At 68.4% G+C, this 21,413-nt stretch carries 21 protein-coding genes; 8 read left to right on the top strand and 13 right to left on the bottom strand.

The window, feature by feature from the left end:
• Nucleotides 1-75: 75 nt before the first annotated feature.
• Nucleotides 76-1,401 (top strand): ABC transporter substrate-binding protein, encoded by a 1,326-nt coding sequence (locus ACN675_RS08800; protein WP_420750485.1) that lies wholly within the window; start codon nucleotides 76-78, stop codon nucleotides 1,399-1,401.
• Nucleotides 1,402-1,470: 69 nt separating this feature from the next.
• Here ACN675_RS08800 and ACN675_RS08795 read toward each other — a convergent pair whose 3' ends face one another.
• The 5 genes from ACN675_RS08795 to ACN675_RS08775 all read right to left on the bottom strand — a co-directional run bounded on the left by ACN675_RS08795 (nucleotide 1,471) and on the right by ACN675_RS08775 (nucleotide 6,174).
• The gene (locus ACN675_RS08795; protein WP_420750501.1) at nucleotides 1,471-2,262 is read right to left on the bottom strand and encodes an ABC transporter ATP-binding protein; all 792 of its coding nucleotides are present in this window, start codon (nucleotides 2,260-2,262) and stop codon (nucleotides 1,471-1,473) included.
• 35 nt (nucleotides 2,263-2,297) lie between these two features.
• Nucleotides 2,298-3,332, bottom strand: coding sequence for an ABC transporter ATP-binding protein (locus tag ACN675_RS08790; RefSeq protein ID WP_420750484.1), 1,035 nt, complete (start codon nucleotides 3,330-3,332; stop codon nucleotides 2,298-2,300).
• Complete coding sequence (locus ACN675_RS08785; RefSeq protein WP_420750483.1) at nucleotides 3,325-4,314, bottom strand: branched-chain amino acid ABC transporter permease; 990 nt, start codon at nucleotides 4,312-4,314, stop codon at nucleotides 3,325-3,327. Before ACN675_RS08785 ends, ACN675_RS08790 begins: the two co-directional genes overlap by 8 nt.
• Before the next feature lie 3 nt (nucleotides 4,315-4,317).
• On the bottom strand, nucleotides 4,318-5,616 hold the full coding sequence (locus ACN675_RS08780; protein ID WP_420750482.1) for an ABC transporter permease subunit: 1,299 nt from the start codon (nucleotides 5,614-5,616) through the stop codon (nucleotides 4,318-4,320).
• A 228-nt stretch (nucleotides 5,617-5,844) separates the two neighbouring features.
• On the bottom strand, nucleotides 5,845-6,174 hold the full coding sequence (locus ACN675_RS08775; protein WP_420750481.1) for a metal-sensitive transcriptional regulator: 330 nt from the start codon (nucleotides 6,172-6,174) through the stop codon (nucleotides 5,845-5,847).
• A gap of 121 nt (nucleotides 6,175-6,295) precedes the next feature.
• Between ACN675_RS08775 and polA the strand changes: the two genes are divergently transcribed.
• On the top strand, nucleotides 6,296-9,022 hold the full coding sequence (gene polA / locus ACN675_RS08770; protein WP_420750480.1) for a DNA polymerase I: 2,727 nt from the start codon (nucleotides 6,296-6,298) through the stop codon (nucleotides 9,020-9,022).
• Between the two features lie 91 nt (nucleotides 9,023-9,113).
• Here polA and ACN675_RS08765 read toward each other — a convergent pair whose 3' ends face one another.
• The gene (locus tag ACN675_RS08765) at nucleotides 9,114-9,410 is read right to left on the bottom strand and encodes a hypothetical protein (protein ID WP_420750479.1); all 297 of its coding nucleotides are present in this window, start codon (nucleotides 9,408-9,410) and stop codon (nucleotides 9,114-9,116) included.
• Between the two features lie 69 nt (nucleotides 9,411-9,479).
• On the opposite strand from ACN675_RS08765, the gene ACN675_RS08760 reads away from it, so the two are divergent.
• Complete coding sequence (locus ACN675_RS08760; protein ID WP_420750478.1) at nucleotides 9,480-10,115, top strand: superoxide dismutase family protein; 636 nt, start codon at nucleotides 9,480-9,482, stop codon at nucleotides 10,113-10,115.
• A 71-nt stretch (nucleotides 10,116-10,186) separates the two neighbouring features.
• Here the strand turns inward: ACN675_RS08760 and ACN675_RS08755 are convergent, their stop codons facing one another.
• The 3 genes from ACN675_RS08755 to ACN675_RS08745 are packed head-to-tail and all read right to left on the bottom strand — an operon-like array spanning nucleotide 10,187 to nucleotide 12,633.
• Entirely contained in the window at nucleotides 10,187-10,489 is a 303-nt protein-coding gene (locus ACN675_RS08755; RefSeq protein WP_420750477.1) for a protease inhibitor I42 family protein, read from the bottom strand.
• Between the two features lie 54 nt (nucleotides 10,490-10,543).
• Nucleotides 10,544-11,698: a hypothetical protein gene (locus tag ACN675_RS08750; RefSeq protein ID WP_420750476.1), complete on the bottom strand. Its 1,155-nt coding sequence runs from the start codon at nucleotides 11,696-11,698 to the stop codon at nucleotides 10,544-10,546.
• Entirely contained in the window at nucleotides 11,698-12,633 is a 936-nt protein-coding gene (locus ACN675_RS08745; RefSeq protein WP_420750475.1) for a metal-dependent hydrolase, read from the bottom strand. Before ACN675_RS08745 ends, ACN675_RS08750 begins: the two co-directional genes overlap by 1 nt.
• A 251-nt stretch (nucleotides 12,634-12,884) precedes the next feature.
• On the opposite strand from ACN675_RS08745, the gene ACN675_RS08740 reads away from it, so the two are divergent.
• Complete coding sequence (locus ACN675_RS08740) at nucleotides 12,885-13,514, top strand: TetR/AcrR family transcriptional regulator (RefSeq protein WP_420750474.1); 630 nt, start codon at nucleotides 12,885-12,887, stop codon at nucleotides 13,512-13,514.
• On the opposite strand, the gene ACN675_RS08735 is transcribed toward ACN675_RS08740, so the two are convergent.
• The gene (locus ACN675_RS08735) at nucleotides 13,504-15,303 is read right to left on the bottom strand and encodes an alkyl/aryl-sulfatase (protein WP_420750473.1); all 1,800 of its coding nucleotides are present in this window, start codon (nucleotides 15,301-15,303) and stop codon (nucleotides 13,504-13,506) included. The two genes, ACN675_RS08740 and ACN675_RS08735, sit on opposite strands and share 11 nt — an antisense overlap.
• A gap of 137 nt (nucleotides 15,304-15,440) precedes the next feature.
• Here ACN675_RS08735 and ACN675_RS08730 point away from each other — a divergent pair, with 137 nt between their 5' ends.
• Together ACN675_RS08730 and ACN675_RS08725 are read left to right on the top strand one after the other, a co-directional pair.
• Complete coding sequence (locus ACN675_RS08730) at nucleotides 15,441-15,848, top strand: YciI family protein (protein ID WP_420750472.1); 408 nt, start codon at nucleotides 15,441-15,443, stop codon at nucleotides 15,846-15,848.
• Nucleotides 15,845-16,990, top strand: coding sequence for an RNA polymerase sigma factor (locus tag ACN675_RS08725; protein ID WP_420750471.1), 1,146 nt, complete (start codon nucleotides 15,845-15,847; stop codon nucleotides 16,988-16,990). The genes ACN675_RS08730 and ACN675_RS08725 overlap by 4 nt, the downstream gene beginning before the upstream one ends.
• A gap of 84 nt (nucleotides 16,991-17,074) precedes the next feature.
• Here the strand turns inward: ACN675_RS08725 and trxA are convergent, their stop codons facing one another.
• The 3 genes from trxA to ACN675_RS08710 form a co-directional block, all read right to left on the bottom strand.
• The gene (gene trxA, locus ACN675_RS08720; RefSeq protein WP_420750470.1) at nucleotides 17,075-17,443 is read right to left on the bottom strand and encodes a thioredoxin; all 369 of its coding nucleotides are present in this window, start codon (nucleotides 17,441-17,443) and stop codon (nucleotides 17,075-17,077) included.
• Between the two features lie 79 nt (nucleotides 17,444-17,522).
• Complete coding sequence (locus tag ACN675_RS08715; protein ID WP_420750469.1) at nucleotides 17,523-18,533, bottom strand: GlxA family transcriptional regulator; 1,011 nt, start codon at nucleotides 18,531-18,533, stop codon at nucleotides 17,523-17,525.
• A 224-nt stretch (nucleotides 18,534-18,757) separates the two neighbouring features.
• Nucleotides 18,758-19,276, bottom strand: coding sequence for a 2'-5' RNA ligase family protein (locus tag ACN675_RS08710; RefSeq protein ID WP_420750468.1), 519 nt, complete (start codon nucleotides 19,274-19,276; stop codon nucleotides 18,758-18,760).
• On the opposite strand from ACN675_RS08710, the gene ACN675_RS08705 reads away from it, so the two are divergent.
• Together ACN675_RS08705 and ACN675_RS08700 are read left to right on the top strand one after the other, a co-directional pair.
• Entirely contained in the window at nucleotides 19,275-20,405 is a 1,131-nt protein-coding gene (locus ACN675_RS08705) for an isocitrate/isopropylmalate dehydrogenase family protein (protein ID WP_420750467.1), read from the top strand. The genes ACN675_RS08710 and ACN675_RS08705 overlap by 2 nt on opposite strands.
• 77 nt (nucleotides 20,406-20,482) lie before the next feature.
• A complete protein-coding gene (locus tag ACN675_RS08700; RefSeq protein ID WP_420750466.1) occupies nucleotides 20,483-21,409 on the top strand; it encodes an ABC transporter substrate-binding protein in 927 nt (308 codons plus the stop codon).
• Nucleotides 21,410-21,413: the final 4 nt, after the last annotated feature.

Below are 21,413 nucleotides of genomic sequence, written 5' to 3'. Positions count from 1 at the left end.
CTCCGACGGTTATGTTTCGAGCCACCATCCGGTGAATCCACCGGAATGCGTTGAGGTCGACAGAAGGAGAGTTGGATGGCAAAACGGACCCTCGTCCGTGCCGCTGCGCTCTTGGGGGCGGCGTCCCTGGCGCTCGCCGGTTGCAGTTCGGACAGCGATTCCTCCTCGGACAGTGCCGAGGGCACGTCGAACGGCACGACCACGGTAACCACCGACTGCGAGCCCGACCAGGCGACCGCCGGCGCGACACCCGTGACCACGCCGCTCCGGATCGGCACACTGCTGCCGGAGACGGGCAGCCTGTCGTTCCTCGGACCCCCGATGGTCGCGGGCACCCGGCTCGGAGTCGACGACGTCAACGCCGCCGGCGGCGTGCTCGGCCAGCCGGTCGAACTGGTCACCGGCGACTCCGGGGACACCACCACGGACACCGCGAACGCCACCGTCGACCGCGAATTGGCCGCGGGCACGCAGGTGATCGTGGGCGCGGCCTCGTCGTCGGTGTCGCTGAAGGTGCTCGACAAGATCGTCAGTGCGGGCGTCGTGATGTTCTCGCCGGCGAACACCTCCGACCAGTTCGTCTGCTATCCGGACAAGGGCATGTACTTCCGGACCGCCCCCACCGACGTGCTGCAGGCCCAGGCGCTGTCCCAGCTCATCGCCGAGGACGGCGCGCAGCGGGTGTCGGTGATCGCCCTCAACGATCCGTACGGGACGGGCCTGGCCGCGAACACCGTCGACAACCTCGTCGAGGCCGGGATCCCCGAGGATCAGATCCAGAAGATCATCTACGACCCGAACGCGCAGTCGTTCAACGCCGAGGTCGACCAGATCCGCGACTTCGCGCCGGATGCGGTGGCGCTCATCGGTTTCGAGGAGTCCGCGAAGATCATCACCCGCATGCACGAGGTGGGCATCGGCCCGTCCGACGGCATGCACGTGTACGGCGTGGACGGCAACATGGGTAACGCGCTCGGCGAGAACATCGCCCCCGGCCTGCTGGCCGGCATGCGCGGCACCACCCCGCTCACCGACGTCGGCCCGGAGTTCCAGGCCCGGCTCAAGGTGGTCGATCCCGGTCTGATCGATTACAACTACGCGGGCGAATCCTATGACGCCGTGGTGATCTCGGCGCTCGCCGCCGAACAGGCCAAGTCGACGGCCGGTGTCGACATCGCCGCGAACATCAACGACGTGACCAAGGACGGCACCAAGTGCACGAGCTACCAGCAGTGCCTGGACCTCCTGCGGAACGGAGAGAACATCGACTACGACGGCATCACCGGTGAGCTGAGCTTCGTCGACGCCGGCGAGCCGGGTATCGGGTCCTACGGCAATCTGCTGTTCGGTCCGGACAACACGCTCACCACCGAAGGGTTCATCGTGGTCGGCGAATCATAGCGACCGCACACGACCGGGGCCGGGAATCGGACGATTCCCGGCCCCGCGTCGTTGCCGACACCCCGCGGCTCAGGGCCGCTTCTTCTCCTGGCTGCCCGCCAGCGTGCCCAGGTAGAGTTCGATGACCTTCGGGTCGTGCATGAGATTGGTACCGGTGTCCGTGTAGGCATTGCGTCCCTGGTCGAGGACGTAACCGCGGTCGCAGATCTGCAGGCACCGCCGCGCATTCTGCTCGACCATGATGATCGAGACGCCGGCCGCGTTGATCTTCTTGCAGCGGATGAACACCTCGTCCTGGAACATGGGGGACAGGCCCGCCGACGGCTCGTCGAGCAGCAGCACCGACGGATCCATCATCAGTGCCCGTCCCATCGCGACCATCTGCCGCTCGCCGCCGGACAGCGCGCCGGCCTTGATCTTCCGGCGCTCGGCGAGCAGCGGGAACAGCTCGGCGACGAACGCGAATCGTTCAGTGAACTGCTTGGGCCGCAAGTAGATTCCCATCTCGAGGTTCTCCTCGATGGTGAGCGACGGGAAGACGTTGCGGGTCTGCGGCACGTACCCCAGTCCTTTGCGGACGAGTACGTGCGCGGGCGCGGCGGCGATCGACTCGCCGCGCAGCACGACGTCGCCCTGCCGGACCGGGATCAGTCCGAACAGTGCCTTGAGCAGTGTCGATTTACCGGCTCCGTTCGGGCCGATGATGCCGACGATCTCGCCCTCGCGCAGGAAGAAGTTGCAGCCCCGCAGGATGTCCACGCCCGGGAAGTATCCGGCGACGAGGTCGTCGGCCCGCAGCAGCGCGCCTTCGGCGAGCCGGGCATGTTCCTCGGGTGTCGCGGCCAGTTCGGCGGCGGTCATCCCGGCCTGGGGTGTTGTGGGGGAAGGGTTCTCGGTCACGGCCGCTTCTCCTCGGTGCCGGAGTCGGGGGCGTCGGGCATGTCGGCGAGAACCGCCGCGTCCGGTTCGGACAGGTCGCCGCCCGTCTCGAGGGTCGCGACGACGGCTTCCTCGAGTGCCTCGGCGAGCACCGCGGTCGCACCGACCGGGTTGCCCTCGTCGTCGAATTCGAGTGCCTGATCGTGGTGGCTGCCCAGGTAGGCGTCGACCACGACGCTGTTGCCCGACAACGCTTCCGGTGGCGCTTCGGCGATCACCGAACCCTGCGCCATCACCACGACCCAGTCGGAGACCTCCCGGATGACGTCCATGTCGTGTTCGACGAACACCACCGTCATCCCGTCGTCGCGGAGGGACTTGATGTGGCCGAGCAGGCTCTGGGTGAGCGCCGGGTTCACACCGGCCATCGGCTCGTCGAGCATGACCACTTCCGGGTCGGTCATCAGTGCCCGCGCCATCTCGAGCAGTTTGCGCTGACCGCCGGACAGCGACCCGGCCAGGTCGTCGGCCTTGGCGTCGAGCGAGAAGCGGGCCAGCAGTTCGTGTGCGCGTTCGGTGATCTCGCGTTCCTGCGCCTTCCAGGTCCACGGCAGCAGCGCCCCGGCGATCCGTTCGCCGCGTTGCCCGGTCGCGCCGAGGCGCACGTTGTCGAGGACGGTCATCTTCGACAGCGCCTTGGTCAGCTGGAAGGTGCGCACCATGCCGCGCCGGGCGACGCGATGCGGATTCATCCGGCCGAGGTCGACGCCGTTCATGCTCCAGGTGCCGGTGTCCGCGCGGTCGAAGCCGGTGAGCAGGTTGAACAGGGTGGTCTTGCCGGCGCCGTTGGGTCCGATCAGGCCGGTGATGCACCCGCGCTGGATCTCGAGGTGCGCGACGTCGACGGCCTTGAGTCCGCCGAACGTGCGGGAGACACCGTCCACGACCAGCACCGGATCGGGTTTGGCCACCCCGGGTTCCTGCGGTATCGAGGCGAACAGCGCGGCGCGGGTGGCCGCGTCGAGTGGCGATCGATCGGCGACGTCACGCATCGAGCTGCACCTCCCTCTTGTTTCCCAGGATGCCCTGCGGCCGGAACACCATCATCACCGCGATGAGCACGCCGAGCAGGACGAATCGCATCGCGCCGACCTGCTGCTCGGTGAGCGGCAGCAGCGGATCCGGGCCGGAGATGGCCTGCCGCAGCAGTGCGTCGGGGATGGCGAGCAGGAACCAGAACAGCATGGCGCCCAGGACCGGACCGAACACCGTGGCGGCACCGCCGAGGATCAGCGCGCCGAACGCGAAGAACGTCTGCGCCGTCGAATAGAAGTCCGGATTGATCGACTTGGTCTGCAGGGCATTGAAGACACCGCCCAAGCCGCCGATGACACCGCCGAGCACGAGGGCCTGCATCTTGTAGACGAACACGTTCTTGCCGAGCGACCGCGCCGCGTCCTCGTCTTCCCGGACCGCTTTGAGGACCCGGCCCCACGGGCTGTGCGTGAGGAGGTACACGAACCCGCACAGCAGCAGGACGAGGGTCCAGCCGATGACCATCGCCCACAGGTCGTCACCGTAGAAGCGCATCCCGAGGATGGAGTACTGGCGGCCGGAATCGAACGGGCTCGACTCGGTGAACGGCCCGGCGAATCCGTAGAGGCCGTTGGTGGAGCCGGTGACCGGATCCGATGCGGTGGACCGGAACACCAGGCGCAGGATCTCGGAGGCCGCGATCGTGACGATGGCAAGATAGTCGGCGCGCAGTCGCAGCGTCGGGACACCGAGTATCAGGGCGAGCAGCGCGGCGGCACCGAGACCGACGAGGATGCCGAGCCACAGCGGCTGGTCGTAGGTGATCGTCATGATGCCGACGCCGTAGCCGCCGAGCAGGGCGAACCCGATCTGGCCGAAGTTCAGCAGGCCGGCGTAGCCGAAGTGCAGGTTGAGTCCGATCGCGAGCAGGGCGTAGAAGATCGCGGACGGCCCGATGAGCTGGGCGAACGAAATCTGGAGTGCGGCGAGGATGTCCATGGCTCACCCGATCCTTGCTCTGCTGCCGAGAATGCCCTGCGGTCGGATCACCAGGATCACGATGAGGATCAGCAGGCCACCGATGTATTTCAGGTCCGGGCTGATCACCAGGGTCGACAGCTGGACGACGAGACCGACGATCACGCATCCGACCAGCGCACCGTAGGCCGTGCCGAGTCCGCCGAGGGTGATCCCGGCGAACATCAGCAGCAGCAGTTTGAAGCCCATCTCCCACTGCACGCGACCGCCGAGTTCGGACAGCCCGTAGAGCACACCGCCGAGCGCGGCGAGAGCGCCGCCGAGCCCCCAGACGAATCGCACGACCCGTTCGACGTCGATGCCGGAGGAGGCGGCCAGATCCCGGTTGTCCGCGACCGCGCGCATCGCCTTGCCGATCCGGGTGCGCTGCAGCAGCAGCGCGACCCCGACGAGGACCACGAGGCTGATGACGATGCACGCGAGGTTGACCGGGGTGATCGCCAGGGGACCCCATTCGAGCTGCCGTTGCCCCTGGTAGTCGGCGAACGCCTGGGTGCGATCGGAGAAGAAGATGAGGATGAGGTAGCGCAGTGCGATCGCGAGACCGATCGACACGACGAGCTGGGCGATCAGGCCGGTGTGCCGTCGGCGCAGAGGTGCCCAGATCAATCCGTTGTTGAGCAGGCCGATGACGATGCCGACGAGCACCGCCAGGATCGTCGCGGGGACGAGCTGGATGCCGAAGCTGACGTTGAACACCCACGCGGCGACGGCGCCGAGCGTCACCAATTCGCCGTGGGCGAAGTTCGTCAGCCCGGTGGTGCCGAAGATCAGGCTCAGGCCGACGCCGGCGATCGCGATGATCAGGCCGAAACGCAGACCGTCGACGACGGTGCGCAACAGCTTCTCTCCGGTGTCGACCCCGGTGCCCGACCGGGCCTCGCCGAAGGAGAAGATCACCACGTTGGACCGTCCGGCCGCCACGGCGCGTTCCACCGTGGACTGCACGCTGACCCCTTCCGGCAGCGTCTCGGTGTCCACCTCGAAGGTGTAGGTGCCCGGCGGCAGGGTCAGCTCCCAGCGGCCGCCTTCCCCGGACGTGGTCTCCGCGACCGGGTTTCCGGAGGCGTCCAGTGCCCGCACCGTGACTCCGGGGAGTCGTTCGCCGGCGTTGTTGAGGCTGCCCCCGACGGGCACGCCGGAGGCCGGTTCGTCGGCCGGTGTCGTCGGGGTGGGTTCGGGCGGTGCCGTCGGTTCCTGTGCGACCGCGCTGCCGATGCCCGGGAGAACCGCGGCCAGAGTGAGCAGGAGCAACAACAGCATCCGGGCGAGCCGTCGTTGTGACGGCGGCGAGCCTCGTCCGGGTCTGACGATTCGGGCCACTCGGGTCCTCCCGCGCGTGGGTGGTGGTCGAGCACGGCGCCGGGGGACCGGCGCCGTGGAACCGGACTCTAGCGGCTGAAATCGCCTCGCACGGGTCTCTGGGATTTCCGCGTCGTATCGGTTGGGTTTCGTCGTGCGGCAATCGAATACGGGACGCGGTCGCGTGTGTCAGGAGCGGACGAGACGGGCGATCGCGTCGGAGGCTTCCTTGATCTTGATTTCGCCCTCGTCGCCGCCCTGGCGGGCCGCGTCGAGGACGCAGTGCTTGAGGTGGTCGTCGAGCAGGCCCAGGGCGACGCCCTCGAGTGCCTTGGTCAGCGCGGAGATCTGGGTGAGGATGTCGATGCAGTACTGCTCCTCGTCCACCATCCGGTGGATGCCGCGGACCTGGCCCTCGATCCGCTTGAGTCGGGCGAGGTACCGGCTCTTGTCTCCCATGTAGCCGTGGCCGGTGTGGCAGGTCTCGGTCTGCGTGGTCGGATCGTGTGCGTCGCTCATGTCCGTCATTCTATACCCCTGGGGGGTATTTCGGGAGGTGGTGGGGAGTTTTCGACACCGATCCGGGCGCACGACGCGATCGCCGCACAGGCTGTCGGGCCCGGTCCCTAGACTGGCTCCCGTGACTCGTGCATCCACCTCGCCTGCTCCCGCCGCCACGAAGGGCGACGACCGTCCCACCCTGCTCCTGCTGGACGGCCACTCCCTGGCCTTCCGCGCCTTCTACGCGCTGCCGGCGGAGAACTTCAAGACGCAGAGCGGCCTGACCACGAACGCGGTGTACGGCTTCACGTCCATGCTCATCAACCTGCTGCGCGACGAACAGCCCACCCACGTGGCGGCCGCGTTCGACGTCAACCGGCAGACCTTCCGCGCCGAGATGTACCCCGAGTACAAGGCGCAGCGCAGTTCCGCCCCGGACGAGTTCAAGGGCCAGATCGAGATCACCAAGGATGTCCTCGACGCGCTCGGTATCTGCGTGATGGCCGAGGCCGGTTTCGAGGCCGACGACATCATCGCGACCCTGGCCACCCAGGCCACGGCCCTCGGCTACCGGGTGCTCGTGGTCACCGGCGACCGGGATTCGCTGCAGCTCGTCAACGACGACGTCACCGTGCTCTACCCGAAGCGGGGAGTGTCGGATCTGACCCGGTTCACCCCCGAGGCCGTCGAGGAGAAGTACGGGCTGACCCCGCAGCAGTACCCCGATTTCGCGGCGCTGCGCGGCGACCCGAGCGACAACCTGCCCGGCATCCCCGGCGTGGGCGAGAAGACGGCCGCCAAGTGGATCCGCGAGTTCGGTGGCCTGACGAATCTGGTGGATCGCGTCGACGAGGTGCGCGGCAAGACCGGCGACGCCCTGCGCATCAACCTGAACAACGTACTGATGAACCGGCGCCTGACCGAAATGGTCCGCGACGTGCCGCTGCCGTACACGCCGGAGCAGCTCGCGCTGTCGCCGTGGGACCGCGACCGGATCCACCGCCTGTTCGACGATCTCGAGTTCAAGGTGCTGCGCGACCGGCTGTTCGCGACCCTCGCCTCGGCCGAACCCGAGGCGGAGGAGGGATTCGAGGTGCGCGGCGGTGCGCTCGAGCCGGGTGCCCTCGCCGCCTGGCTCGCCGAACACGCGGTCGCCGGGGTGCGGCACGGGCTGTCCGTCGTCGGTCTCGGGACCCCCTACGGCGGTGACGCGACGGCTCTCGCGATCGCCGCGGCCGACGGCGAGGGTGCGTACGTCTCCACCGCGACCCTCACCCCCGAGGACGACGCCGCGCTCGCCGCCTGGCTCGCCGACCCCGGCACCCCCAAGGCGCTGCACGAGGCCAAGTCGGCGATGCACGCGCTGCGCGGACGCGGCTGGACCCTTGCCGGCGTCACCAGCGACACGGCGCTCGCGGCCTACCTCGTGCGCCCCGGCCAGCGCAGTTTCAACCTCGACGATCTGTCGCTGCGCTACCTCAAGCGGGAACTGCGCGTCGAGGAGAGCGGCGAACAGCAGCTGTCGCTGCTCGACGACGGTGACGCCGTGGAGGCCAAGGCCGCAGAGAACGCGATCCTGCGGGCCCGGGCCGTCGTCGACCTCGCCGAAGCACTCGACAGCGAACTGCAGGACATCGAGTCGACCGCGCTGCTCGCCGACATGGAACTGCCCCTGCTCGCTGTGCTCGCCGACCTCGAGGCCGCGGGCATCGCCGTGAACGCCGACCACCTGCACGATCTGCAGTCCGGGTTCGCCGCCGACGTCGCCGCCGCCGCGAACGCCGCGTACGAGGTGATCGGCAAGCAGATCAACCTCGGCTCGCCGAAGCAGCTGCAGGTGGTGCTGTTCGACGAGCTCGACATGCCGAAGACGAAGAAGACGAAGACCGGCTACACCACCGACGCCGATGCCCTGCAGAACCTGTTCGACAAGACCGGACATCCGTTCCTCGAGCACCTGCTGGCGCACCGCGAGGCCACCAGGATGAAGACCACCGTCGACGGGCTCATCAAGTCCATCGCCGACGACGGCCGCATCCACACGACGTTCAATCAGACCGTCGCGGCGACCGGCCGGTTGTCGTCGACCGATCCGAACCTGCAGAACATCCCGGTCCGCACGGACGCCGGACGGCAGATCCGTGATGGATTCGTCGTCGGTTCCGGCTACGACCTGCTGCTGACCGCGGACTACAGCCAGATCGAGATGCGGATCATGGCGCACCTGTCCGGCGACGAAGGGCTGATCGAGGCGTTCAACACCGGTGAGGACCTGCACAGCTTCGTCGGGTCCCGTGCGTTCGGGGTGCCGATCGAGGAGGTCACCCCGGAGCTGCGTCGCCGGGTCAAGGCAATGTCGTACGGCCTGGCCTACGGGCTCAGCGCGTACGGTCTCGCGCAGCAGCTCAAGATCTCGACCGACGAGGCGAAGGAGCAGATGGAGGCGTACTTCACCCGGTTCGGTGGGGTGCGTGACTACCTGCACAACGTCGTCGAGGAGGCACGGAAGGTCGGATACACCTCGACGCTGTACGGCCGCCGCCGGTACCTGCCCGATCTGACCAGCGACAACCGTCAGCGCCGCGAGGTCGCCGAACGCGCCGCGCTCAACGCCCCGATCCAAGGCACGGCCGCCGACATCATCAAGGTCGCGATGATCGACGTGCACAAGGCGCTGCACGAGGCGGGGTTGCGCTCGCGGATGCTGCTGCAGGTCCACGACGAACTCGTGCTCGAGGTGACCGCGGACGAGCGTGAGCAGGTCGAGGCGCTGGTGCGCGAGAAGATGGACTCGGCGATCACGCTGTCGGTTCCGCTCGAGGTGTCCGTCGGCTACGGCCGCAGCTGGGACGCGGCCGCGCACTAGGACGAACCAAGCGTCGAACGCCGCCGACCTACCGCCACGGTCGGCGGCGTTCCTGCTTGGTGGAAACCTGTACCGGATCTGTGACGTCGGATCACCGCTCGCGAACACCGACTCGATAGCCCCACACCGCGACACCCATTCCGGCGGCCGCCAGCAGGTCGGCTTCGGTGAGTCCGTGGTGCGCGGTCACCGAGTACAGCACCTGCCCTTCGAGGGGGCCGTTGAGCAGAATCCACAGCACCGAGGTCGCCGCCGCCGACAGACTCGACAGGCGGTGTGGACGCGCCAGACACCATATGGACGCAGCGACGAGCAAGCACAGGGCAACGAGGGCAACGAGAGGGTAGAAGGTCGCGTACTCCACCGCGAGTCCCTCCGTCCGAACCATCGGGTCCGTCCACTGTACGGCGACGAGCGCGGGGGTTCCGAAAGGTCGTCGAGCGGGTATGCGCCCGGTATGAAAACACGAACCACCGCTTTCGTATCCGGTGCGTGTCTTGCAGTGCTGCTCGCCGCCGGTTGCGGCGACGACGACGGCACCACGGTCGAATCGGCTCCCGCGACCACCGAGCGCACGGACACCACAACCCTTCCGAACCCGGCCCCGGGGATGAGTGGGGATGCCTTCGGGCTGCCCGACGATCCGGAGGCCGATGCCTTCACCTACGACGAATCGGCGGTGCCCGTCGGTTCGCGAGTCGACGTCGAAACCGAGGAGGAGGACGGACGCACCACCGTCACGCTGTCCGCCACCGGTCTGGCACCCAACCGGGATTTCGGTGTCCACGTGCACACCCGGCCGTGCGGACCGCAGCCCTCGGATTCGGGCCCGCACTACCAGAACACCCCCGATCCGGCCGCGACACCCGAGACGCCGTCGACCGATCCCGCCTACGCGAACCCGCAGAACGAGGTGTGGCTCGACATCACCACCGACGCCAACGGCGACGCGCAAGCCTCGAGCACGGTCGACTGGACGTTCCGTGACGACGGAGCCAACTCGGTCGTGATCCACGCGCAGCACACCATGACGGCACCGGGCGAAGCCGGTAACGCCGGTGATCGGCTGGCGTGCATCGACGAGGACTTCTGATCTTCGGTCGATCCGACGTCACAAGTCCTCGTCAGTCACAAGTCCTCGTCACCAGCCGGGGGGCCGGTGCCTCATGTGACGTTGACGAGCAGTTCGTACTCGTTCGCGGTTGCGTGCCGGCTCGGCCGCAGCCGCAACGACACCGGCCACGTACCGGCCTTCTTGGCGCGGAGCGTCATGATCCGCTCGGCGCCGCCGCCGGGCAGCGGGTTGTTCGAGGGCAGATACCGCAGGTTGGTCCAGACCAGACCGTCTCCGATGCGGTCGGTGAACCAGGTGGAGCCCGACGACGACCGTTCCATCAGGTGCAATTCGACGATGTCGCCCGCGGCGACGGTCACGTCGCGAGCGTCCGAGGTGACGACATGTTTCATGAAGTCATTGTAGTTGTGAACGTGACCGGCATCACGGGGTTGTGAACCGGCCCATCACACGGTGGAGGTCTCCGCCGAACGGTCCGCTCCGACTGCCGCGGTGCCGCTGCGGGGCCCCACGGTGAACGTGGCGGCCACGCACGCGAACGCGACGACGAAACACGCGATGGTGTACCAGAGGTTGCCGATCGGATCACCGTTCTCGGTGACGCCGTCGACCGCTCCGAAGAAGGCGGGCAGGGCGGTGATCCACAGCAGCGCCATCACGCCCAGGTACACGAGGCTGTAGACCTGCACGAACCGGTTGGTGTGGCGATCCACGGAGCCGTCGGCGGCGCGCAGATCCCGCCAACGCCGCGCTAGTGCGATCACCGCGACCACCGACACGACCACCAGTTCCGCCAGATACACCACGCCGCGGACGGTGTCGCTACCGATGCCCAGCACGGTGGCCGGCAGCGGCAGCACGAACGTGCCGACCGACGCGAGCAGGCCGATCACCACCGTGCGCCACGTCAGTTCCACCCCGGTGAAGTGCCGGCCGGCGTCGACGTGGCGGCCGACGAAGAACTGCACGCACAGAGCCAGCGACATCGGCCACAGGGCCGCGAACACCACGACGCTCGGAATCGGGACCGAGTCGAGGAAGGGCTGGTTGATCGGATTCTCGAGCGACCACTCCCACCACCGCAGCTGCGGGCCGAGATGATCGAAGATCTCGTAGAACGCGTGGTGCACGAAGCCGACGCACGCGGCGCCGACCAGCACCCCGTAGCGGGTGAACACGCCGAGCATCCGGACGATCTCGAAGGCGAGTGTCGCCATCAGCGGGTAGATCGCGATGATGTACAGCGGCAACCGGCCCCACATGAAGTCCACGGTGAACACGTTGTGCGCGAACATCGTGTCGACGTGTTCCTCGATGCCGAACGCGGCCGGGAAGTACAGCGGCGGTTCGATGAAGAACAGGTAGGCGGTCGCGCCGAACCACAGCACCAGGCTCGTCGGATCGCCCTGGCGGCGCAGCCGCAGGATCGCGAACACCAGGGCGAGGAGGGCACCGACGACGATCGTGACCTCGAGGACCGGAAGCGTCCAGTTCTCCAGCGCGGTGGGGCTGCGGAACTCGACGAGTCCGCCCGCCTCCTCGCACGAGAAGCCGAGCCGGACGGCGAGATCCTCGAAGGTGGGGGAGCAGAGGTCCGACATCAGTTGGCCCCCTGCGCCTTCGCGGCAGCGGTGTACCACTGGGTGACGTCGTAGCCCGCCTCGAAGCGGTCGAACCACTCGCCGGCCAACGCCGGCAGCTTCTCGTGCTCGGGATTGTGCTTGGGCATCTGGCTGCGCACCACACCCGCGAGCGCGGTGAGCTGCTCACCGAGCGGCAGGTGATCGAACGCGCGGGTCATCGGTCCGTTGTATTCGGCGGTCAGGTTCGGGAGCAGCCTGCGCAGGGCCTGCTTGCGGCGGTACCGCGCGAACATCGCCATCGCGTCGATCTGCCGCTCCTCGAGCGGAACGTGCTTGTTGAATCCCTCGCTCGCGATCCCGATGACCTTCAGCACGTGCCGGAACACCGACGGCGCCATGCGCATCCGGTACAGGTCGCTGCCGACGAGCGAGTCGAAGATGATCAGCGCGGAGCTGCGGTGTTCGACCTCCTCGACGAAGTGCCAGATGAACAGCGATGCGACCCGGTCGTCGCCGGGCGCGAACAGGGTCGCGTCGTTGTCGAGCATCAGCTTGAACACGGGCGTGAAGGTGGCTTCGAGGTCGGCGGTGTACGCCAGGCGGTAGTTCAGCGAGGTCTCGGCGGTGAGCTTGTCGAACGCGCCGATGACGTCGTCGAGGGTCTCCTGCAGGCCCGGGTACCGCTCGATCAGGGCCTTGACGTGCTGGCGGTGCGCGGTCGAGTGCTGGCCCTCCTGGCGCATGAACGCGTCCGCCTCGGAGGCGACCTCGGGATCGGTGATCAGCGGTTTCGCCTCGGTGATCATCTGCACGATCATCTTCTCGAAGCCGACCGCGAGGAACGAGACCGCGTTGGCCATGCTCGAGAACGCCGGGTTCTGCTCGTTCCACAGGAACGGCACGTCGTGGTCCTCGAACCCGAAACGCATCTTGCGGACTTGAAGGTCGGTCACTTGCGATACCTCGTCTTTCGAGAAGCGGAAGTCGTTCGGAAGTGGGGCAGCTGCGGGCTCGTGCGGACACGACGAGACGCGGTGAGCCAGATCATACACACGAGCGAGAGTTTGTATGATCACTTTCCGGTTCTCGGGTGAACCCGGATCGGGACAGGGCCGTGCTACCGTCGACACCCCGTCCGCGGGGTCCGGCGCACGCTTCCCGGAGCACGTCGATCCCCGGACTCGCTCGACCGAGGAAGCAGTCAGTGGCAGGTAGGCGTGGGTGGGGTGGAAGTCCCCCGGCTAGCGACGAGGAAGCATCCGAACGGATCGTTGTCGCCGCCGTCGACCTGATCGGACGCACCGGAGCGGCCATCAGCATCGCCGACGTCGCCGAAGCGCTCGGCGTCATCCGCCAGACGGTCTACCGCTATTTCCCCAGCGCCGACGCGCTCATGCAGGCCGCGGCGATCGCCTCGGTCGCCGGATTTCTCGACCGCCTCACCGAACAGGTCCACGGGATCGAGGATCCGGCCGAAGCGATGACCGAGGGCGTGCTCTACACCCTCGCAGAGGTCCGGCGCACACCGCACCTGGGGATCCTGCTGTCCAGTTCGTACTCGAACGCCGATCCCGACCGCCTCACCTCCGAGGAAGCGCAGCTGTTCGGGATGACGATGATCCGGCGCTTCGACGTCGATTGGGAGAGTTACGGATACGACGAGGAGTCGCTGCACGAACTCGTCGAGTACCTGCTGCGCACGATGCAGTCGTTCTTCGTCTCACCCGGGCACCCGCCGCGCAGCGACGACGAGATGCGGCGCTACCTGCGCCGCTGGGTGGGATCCGCGATCCTGGCCCAGCCGCGCGATTCGGTGTCCCGGCCTACGGCGTGACGACGTCGAAGTCGGGGTCGGGCCGGTCGGTCAGCGCGAGGATCCGGGTCCAGACGCCGGGATCACCGCGGGTCTCGAGCCCGTCCAGGGAGCCGGTGGCGAGCAGCCGCAGGAGATCGGGCTTGGTCAGCGTGACCTCGAGATCCGCGTCGAGGGTCCTGCCGGTGGGGTGATGGATGAGCGCACCGTTGCTCAGCTCCATCCGATAGCGCTCGCCGGTGTCGCTGAAAATCCAGTTGGCGGTGAGCTTCTCGTCCCACGCCTTTGGGCCCACGATCCTCAGCGAGACGGTGTCGAAGAGCTGGGTGATGCTCATCGCCGGCGCGAGTCCGGCGCCCTGCACGAACGGGGTGTGGAACTTTCCGTGGCGCAACTCGTGCGCGCCGACCAGGAAACAGTTGCGCCAGGTCGCGTTCTCGGATCCGTAGCCGAGCCGTTCGAGGACGTCCGCCAGCAGCTCTCGGGCCTCGGTGTTCGTGGGATCCGCGAACACCGCATGGCTGCCGAGTTCGGCCGCGAACCGGAGATCGCCCTCGTCGGCGTACTCGCGGACCTTCGCCAGGGTGGCGTCGATGCCGCCCAGCGCGTCGACGTACCGAATCGCCTGCTCCTGCGGCGGATGCTGCCACAGGTGTGCGGGATTGCCGTCGTACCAGCCGAGATAGCGCTGGTAGATGGCCTTGACGCCGTGACTGATCGAGCCGTAGTACCCGCGGACGTGCCACGCCGCGTCCAGTTCCGGCGACACCGTCATGGTCTCGGCGATCTCGGCGCCCGTGTAACCCTGGTTGAGCAACCGCAGTGTCTGGTCGTGGAGATAGGCGTACATGTCGCGTTGTTCGGTCAGCAACGTGGTGACGGCGTCGAGGCCCCAGGTGGGCCAATGATGTGACGCGAACGCGACTTCGACCCGGTCGCCGAACAATTCGAGGGCCTCGGCGATGTACCGCGACCAGTTCCGGGCGTCACGGACCTGTGCGCCGCGCAGCGTGAGCAGGTTGTGCAGGTTGTGGGTGACGTTCTCGGCCAGGCACAGCGCGCGGTGGTCCGGGAACAGGAAGTTCATCTCGGCCGGCGCCTCGGTGCCGGGGGTCATCTGGAATTCGATGCGCACGCCGTCGATCACCTCGGTCTGGCCGGTGTCGGTGATGTCGAGCGTCGGCGCGATCAGCCCGACCGTTCCCGTCGAGGCGGCGGCGCCGAGTCCCATCCCTACGCGTCCGGCCGGGCTCTTCGGCAGATCGGCACCCGAGTAGTAGGCGCCGCGACGGAGCATGGCGGTGCCGGCGTAGACGTTCTCGGACACCGCGTGCTCCATGAAGTGGGCCGGGGCCACGATCGGCACGGTGGTGTCGCGGTCGACGACACCGAGAACCCCGCCGTAGTGGTCGATGTGCGGGTGCGTGTAGATCACCGCGGTCACCGACCGGTCCCCGCGATGCTCCCGGTACAGGGCCAGGGCAGCGGCGGCGGTTTCGGCGCTGATCAGCGGATCGACGACGATCACACCGTGGTCGGACTCGACGAGGGTCATGTTCGACAGGTCCAGGCCGCGGGCCTGGTAGATGCCCTCGGTCACCTCGAACAATCCCTGCACCGACGTCAGCCGGCTCTGCCGCCACAGGCTGGGGTGCACCGTGTCCGCGCCGTCGCCGTCGAGGAATCGGTAGGCGTCCATGTCCCACACCACCCGGCCGTCGGCGGTCGTGACGATGCACGGGTCGAGTGTGGCGATCAATCCTCTCGCCGAATTCTCGAAGTCGGTTCTGTCGTTCGGATTCGGTGCCATGGGCTCAACCTTCGACTCGAGATTGTCACTCGGTACCCGGAACGAACGGGCAGGCTGTGCAGTGTCGAGAATACGGCGCCGACTCCGTCCCAGGGGTACGAACGGCCGACAGGGCCGCGTGACCGAGGAGGAACACCATGAAGTACCTGCTGCTCAAGCACTACCGAGGCGGACCGGACCCCGTCGGCGACGCGGTGCCGATGGACCGGTGGACGCCCGACGAGGTCGACGCGCACATCCGGTACATGCGTGACTTCGCGGCGCGGCTGGAGGAATCCGGGGAGTTCGTCGACGCGCAGGCACTGGCGCCCGAGGGCGCCTTCGTGCGGTACGACGGCGAGGGACGCCCGCCCGTGACGGACGGTCCGTTCGCCGAGACGAAGGACCTGATCGCCGGCTGGATGATCATCGACGTCGACTCCCGCGAACGCGCGTACGAACTGGCCGCGGAACTGTCGGCCGCGCCCGGCCGCGGCGGCGAACCGCTCCACGAATGGCTCGAGGTGCGGCCGTTCCTCACCGAGCCGCCCACGGTGACCGAGTGAACGAGGCCCTGCTGCGGGAACTGGTGCCCGCGGTGATCGGCGTCCTCGTCCGGCGCGGCGCGGACTTCGCGTCGGCCGAGGACGCCGTGCAGGAAGCGCTCATCAGGGCGCTGGAAACGTGGCCCGACGATCCGCCGCGCGACCCGAAGGCCTGGCTCGTCGCCGTCGCGTGGCGCAAGTTCCTCGACGCGGCCCGCGCCGAATCGTCGCGGCGGGGCAGGGAGGTGGCCGTGGACGCCGAGCCGGTTCCCGGCCCGGTTCCCGTCACCGACGACACGCTGCGGCTGTACTTCCTGTGCGCGCACCCCACCCTGCCGCCGGCCTCGGCGGTCGCGCTGACGTTGCGGGCGGTCGGAGGCCTGACGACCCGGCAGATCGCCGCGGCCTATCTCGTTCCCGAGGCGACCATGGCGCAACGGATCAGCCGGGCCAAGCGGAAGCTCGCGGGACTACCGCTGGACCGCCCGGGCGATCTCGCGACCGTGCTGCGGGTGCTCTACCTGGTCTTCAACGAGGGCTACGGCGGCGCCGTCGACCTGGCGGCCGAGGCGATCAGGCTGACCCGCCAGCTCGTCGCTCTCACCGACGAACCCGAGGTCGCGGGACTGCTCGCGCTGATGCTGCTGCACCACGCCCGCCGCGCGTCGCGCACCGGTCCGGGAGGTCGCCTGGTGCCGCTCGCCGAACAGGATCGCTCGCGGTGGGACACCGCGGTGATCGCCGAGGGAGTGACGATCCTGCAGCGCGCGCTGGCCCGTGACCGTCTCGGCGAATACCAGGCGCAGGCCGCGATCGCCGCCCTGCACGCGGACGCCTACAGCGCCGCCGAGACGGACTGGGTGCAGATCGTCGAGTGGTACGACGAGCTGCTGCGCCTCACCGCCAGCCCCGTCGTGCGACTCAACCGGGCCGTCGCGGTGGGGGAGGCGGACGGACCGCAGGCGGGGCTGGCCGCGCTCGCCGAGGTCGATCCCGGCCTGCCGCGGTACACCGCGGCGGCCGCGTACCTGCACGAACGCGCCGGTGACCTGTCCGTCGCCGCCGCGTTGTATGCCGAGGCCGCGCGGGTCGCGCCCAGCGTGCCGGAGCGCGATCACCTCACCCGCGAGGCCGCGCGGGTGAGGCAACTGCTGCGCCCGTAGCCGGAGGCGAATGACCTGCCGACGGAAAAGACAGCCGCGCGCGTGAGGACGCGCGCGGCTGTCTTTCGTCTGGGCGAACTGCTGTCAGGCGTCGGGGGTCTGCGCCTGGATCTGCTTGCGCACCTCGTCCATGTCGAGGGCCTTGACCTGGGTCACCAGCTCCTCGAGCATGGCCGGGGGCAGGGCACCGGCCTGACTGAAGACGCGCACACCGTCGCGGAACGCCATGATCGTCGGGATCGAGCGGATGTCCCACTGCGCGGCGATCATCTGCTCGGCCTCGGTGTCGACCTTCGCGTGCACGACGTCGGGATGCTTCTCGGACGATGCCTCGAACGTCGGCGCGAACTGCCGGCACGGACCGCACCATGAGGCCCAGAAGTCGACGAGGACGACGCCGTCGCCGCTGACGATCTCGTCGAAGTTCTGCTGCGTGAGTGTCTGGGTAGCCACGGTGTTCCTTTCGATCGGATGCTCCGGCCGCTTCAACACCCGGGCACGCTCGATTCTTCCCGATGCCGTCCGGCGCCGTTCACGAGACCGGCACCGGTTCCGTCCGGAACGTGCGCCGGTAGGCCTGCGGGGTGGTGTGCCGTGCCCGCAGGAAATGCTGCCGCAGCACCGCGGCGGTGCCGAATCCGACGCGGTCGGCGATCACGTCGACCGGCAGATCGGTGTTCTCGAGCAGCTGCTGGGCGGCATGCACCCGCTGGTCGCGCAGCCACCGCGCCGGGGTGGTGCCGGTCTCGGCGGTGAACCGTCGCGCGAACGTGCGCGCCGACATGTGTGCCTTCTCCGCGAGCACCGCGACCGGCAACTCCCGGTCCAGATTCTCCGTCATCCAATCGAGAAGCGGGGCAAGGGTTTCGGACTTGCATTCGGGCAACGGCATCGCGACGTACTGGGCCTGCCCGCCGTCGCGGTGCGGCGGCACCACCATGCGCCGCGCGATCGTGTTCGCGACGTGGGCGCCCTGTTCGGTGCGGACGATGTGCAGGCACAGGTCGATTCCGGCGGCGGTACCGGCGCTGGTGAGCACCGCGCCGTCGTCGACGTAGAGCACGTCGGGATCGACCTTCGCCGCCGGATACATCTCGGCCAGCCGCGCGGCGTGCTTCCAGTGTGTGGTGCAGGGCCGCCCGTCGAGCAGACCGGCGGCGGCCAGGGTGAAGGCGCCGGTACACATGCTGGCCACGCGCGCGCCGCGCTCGACCGCGGCCCGCAGCTTCTCGAACAGCGGTTCCAGGTCCCAGGTGTCGTCGTCGGGGCCGCAGACGTAGCTCTGGTCCTGAGGCGACGCCACGCCGGTGCCGCCGGCGGGCACGATGATCAGGTCCGCGGCATCGAGGAGGTCCAGGTCGTACGGGACGTCGATGCTGTAGCCGAACCTCGTGGTGACCGGCAGCGGCGTGCCCCGGATCAGCGTGAAATCGTAGGTGGGCAGGCCGTCGTCCGACCGGTCGAATCCGAACACCTCGCACGCGACGCCGAGTTCGAACGCCTCGATACGGGGGAGCAGCGGCACCACCACGGTCTTCAACATGTCTGCCAGTGTGCCACCGGATTGGCAGAAAAACGAGGAAAACTGTCATCTCTGCCACTGTCGGTGAAAGGCGGTGCGGCGCACGCTGGATCCCATGACCGCCCTGCTCGTCTTCGCCCTCGTCCTCGTCGTCCTGACGGCGCTGTCCCTGGCCGAACTCACTCCCGATACCCACAGTGAGACGACCCAATTCGGCGACTACCGATTCTGAATCGGTGGCCCGGTCACACCACGCGCCACTCGCGCTTCGCCTGACCGTCCCACCGCCGGATCCCCGCCGACGTCCCGTCCAGGTCGTGCCTCGCCGCATGTGTCGCGACGATCGCCGCGCCGATCCGGCCGGCCGGCACCCGCCGCGCCAGCGTCACGTGCGGCGTCCACTCCCCGGGCCGGATATGCGGCGGGATCCCCGGACACTGCTCGAGCAGAGCGAACACCTCGCGGTGCAGGGTGAGCAGTTCGACCGTCGGCACCACCAGTCGCGCCAGCGTCGCGTGCCGGTCGCCGAAGACCACGATCCCGCCGAGCCGCAACTCGATCGGCGACCCGTCGATCCGCTCCCGCATCTGCTCCTCGATCCCGGGCGGGATCGACGCCGCAACGGCGAGCGTGATGTGCGGCCGGTTGGTCTCGGTGCGCACGCGCGCGGCACTGCTGATCCCGGCGCCGAGCAGCCGATCCCATTCGGCCCGCACCGCATCGTCGAGCCGATCGTCGAGCAGCAGTTCCACGGACTGCACCATGGTGCGCAATCATTACGCGGTGACCGACTCCACCGCAACGACCGCCCCGTCCACCTCCTCCGGCCACCGCATCGGCCTGCTCGTCGGTGACGGGATCGGCCACGAGATCGTGCCCGCCACCCGGCGCGTCGTCGACGCCGCGGTCGCCGCGGCCGGTGGACCGGCGATCGACTGGGTGCCGCTGCCGCTCGGCGCGGACGCGATCGCCACCCACGGCACCCCCATCCCGCAGTCCACGCTCGACGCCCTCGCCGACCTCGACGCGTGGATCCTCGGCCCGCACGACAACGCGTCCTATCCCGAACCGTTCCGCAGCGAACTCACCCCCGGCGGCCGCATCCGCAAACAGTTCGACCTGTACGCGAACATCCGGCCCGCGAAGGCCCTGCCCGGCGTGCGTGCGGTCGTGCCGAAGATGGACCTGGTCATCGTGCGCGAGAACACCGAGGGCCTGTACGCCGACCGGAACATGGCCCTCGGTTCGGGCGAGTTCATGCCCACCCCCGACGTCGCGCTGGCCGTCGGGGTGTTCACCCGCGCCGCGTGCGAACGGATCGCGCACATCGCGTTCGGACTCGCCGCTCGCCGACGCCGGCGCGTGACGATCGTGCACAAGGCGAACGTGCTCTCCATGACCACCGGCCTGTTCCGCGACGTGTGCCGCGAGGTCGGCGCCCACTATCCCGGCATCGCGGTCGACGACGAACACGTCGACGCCATGGCCGCGCACCTGGTGCGGCACGGCAGCGACTACGACGTCGTCGTCACCGAGAACATGTTCGGTGACATCCTCTCGGACCTCGCCGGGGAACTTGCCGGCTCGCTCGGCACCGCCGGGTCGATCAACGCCTCCGCGACGAAGGCGATGGCGCAGGCCGCGCACGGCGCCGCGCCCGACATCGCGGGCCGCAACCGCGCCAACCCGACGGCACTGTTCCTGTCGGCGGCGATGCTGCTCGACCGTATCGCCGTCACCGCCGACCGCCCGTATCTGCAGCGCGCGGCGCACCGCATCGAGCACGCCGTCGAGGCGACCATCGCCTCGGGTGTCGCGACCGCCGATCTGGGCGGGCAGGCCTCGACCGCGGAGTTCACCGAGATCGTGCTCGCCCGCACCCGCCTGCGGTGAGGGTCACACGGGCGGCGAGGTGCATGTCGGGGCGCGCATTCCGGGACACCGGGGCACCGTCCGGTTACTGTTCGATTGTGGACGAACCCGCCGGATCGGAACCTGCCGCCCGCCGACGTCGGCGACGTGCCCCGGCATGGATTCTCGCGCTCGCGCTGGTGCTTGCGGTCGCAACCGGATGCGTGAGCAACACCGAATCGACGGTGCCGCCCGGTGACCCGATCCGGGCCGAGAAGGTCGACGAGATCGCGGCCCAGCTACCCGAGTCCATCGCGGCCGCCGGTCAGATCAAGGTCGGATCGAACCCGCCGTACGCTCCCAACGAGTTCAAGGACGACGAGGGCAATATCGTCGGGTACGCGGTGGAACTGCTCAACGCGATCGGCGACGTCCTCGGCGTCACGATGAACATCAACGAAGCGGATTTCGACCGGATCATCCCGGCCGTGCAGTCCGGCACCTTCGACATGGGGTCGTCGTCGTTCACCGACACCAAGGAACGCGAGAAGTCCGTCGACTTCGTCACCTATTTCAGCGCCGGCGTGCAGTGGGCGCAGCGCGTCGGCGACGACGTGGACCCGAACAACGCGTGCGGCCTACGCGTCGCGGTGCAGACCACCACCACCGAGGACATCGACGAGATTCCGGCCAAGAGCGAGGCGTGCGTCGCCGCGGGCAAACCCCCCATCGACAAGGTCAAGTACGACAGCCAGGACGAGGCCACCAACGCGCTGATCCTCGGCCGCGTCGACGCACTGTCCGCGGACTCGCCGATCACCGCGTACGCGATCGAACGCAGCGAGGGCCGGCTGGAGACGGCCGGGGAGGTGTTCGACTCCGCTCCGTACGGTTTCGTCGTCGCGAAGGACTCTCCGCTGGGGCCGGTCCTGCAGCAGGCCGTGCAGGAGCTGATCGACTCCGGTGTGTACGCGCAGATCGCGGAGCGGTGGGGCATGGAAGACGGAATGATCGACACCGCGCAGATCAACGCTGCGCCGAGCTGACGGA

Source organism: Rhodococcus sp. O3 (assembly GCF_048897285.1).
GTDB lineage: Bacteria > Actinomycetota > Actinomycetes > Mycobacteriales > Mycobacteriaceae > Rhodococcus.
The sequence above is the reverse complement of the archived record's forward strand: the minus strand, read 5'-3'. Positions and strand labels throughout refer to the sequence as shown.

Bases quoted from the DNA above. Each gene is read 5' to 3' on its own strand.
- ACN675_RS08785 (WP_420750483.1), bottom strand. From the start codon at position 4,314: ATGGACATCCTCGCCGCACTCCAGATTTCGTTCGCCCAGCTCATCGGG.
- ACN675_RS08735 (WP_420750473.1), bottom strand. From the start codon at position 15,303: ATGGCACCGAATCCGAACGACAGAACCGACTTCGAGAATTCGGCGAGA.
- ACN675_RS08795 (WP_420750501.1), bottom strand. From the start codon at position 2,262: ATGACCGCCGCCGAACTGGCCGCGACACCCGAGGAACATGCCCGGCTC.
- ACN675_RS08760 (WP_420750478.1), top strand. From the start codon at position 9,480: ATGAAAACACGAACCACCGCTTTCGTATCCGGTGCGTGTCTTGCAGTG.
- ACN675_RS08765 (WP_420750479.1), bottom strand. From the start codon at position 9,410: ATGGTTCGGACGGAGGGACTCGCGGTGGAGTACGCGACCTTCTACCCT.
- ACN675_RS08710 (WP_420750468.1), bottom strand. From the start codon at position 19,276: ATGGTGCAGTCCGTGGAACTGCTGCTCGACGATCGGCTCGACGATGCG.
- ACN675_RS08755 (WP_420750477.1), bottom strand. From the start codon at position 10,489: ATGAAACATGTCGTCACCTCGGACGCTCGCGACGTGACCGTCGCCGCG.
- ACN675_RS08715 (WP_420750469.1), bottom strand. From the start codon at position 18,533: ATGTTGAAGACCGTGGTGGTGCCGCTGCTCCCCCGTATCGAGGCGTTC.
- ACN675_RS08705 (WP_420750467.1), top strand. From the start codon at position 19,275: ATGGTGCGCAATCATTACGCGGTGACCGACTCCACCGCAACGACCGCC.
- ACN675_RS08730 (WP_420750472.1), top strand. From the start codon at position 15,441: ATGAAGTACCTGCTGCTCAAGCACTACCGAGGCGGACCGGACCCCGTC.
- ACN675_RS08780 (WP_420750482.1), bottom strand. From the start codon at position 5,616: ATGCTGTTGTTGCTCCTGCTCACTCTGGCCGCGGTTCTCCCGGGCATC.
- ACN675_RS08775 (WP_420750481.1), bottom strand. From the start codon at position 6,174: ATGAGCGACGCACACGATCCGACCACGCAGACCGAGACCTGCCACACC.
- ACN675_RS08750 (WP_420750476.1), bottom strand. From the start codon at position 11,698: ATGTCGGACCTCTGCTCCCCCACCTTCGAGGATCTCGCCGTCCGGCTC.
- ACN675_RS08790 (WP_420750484.1), bottom strand. From the start codon at position 3,332: ATGCGTGACGTCGCCGATCGATCGCCACTCGACGCGGCCACCCGCGCC.
- ACN675_RS08800 (WP_420750485.1), top strand. From the start codon at position 76: ATGGCAAAACGGACCCTCGTCCGTGCCGCTGCGCTCTTGGGGGCGGCG.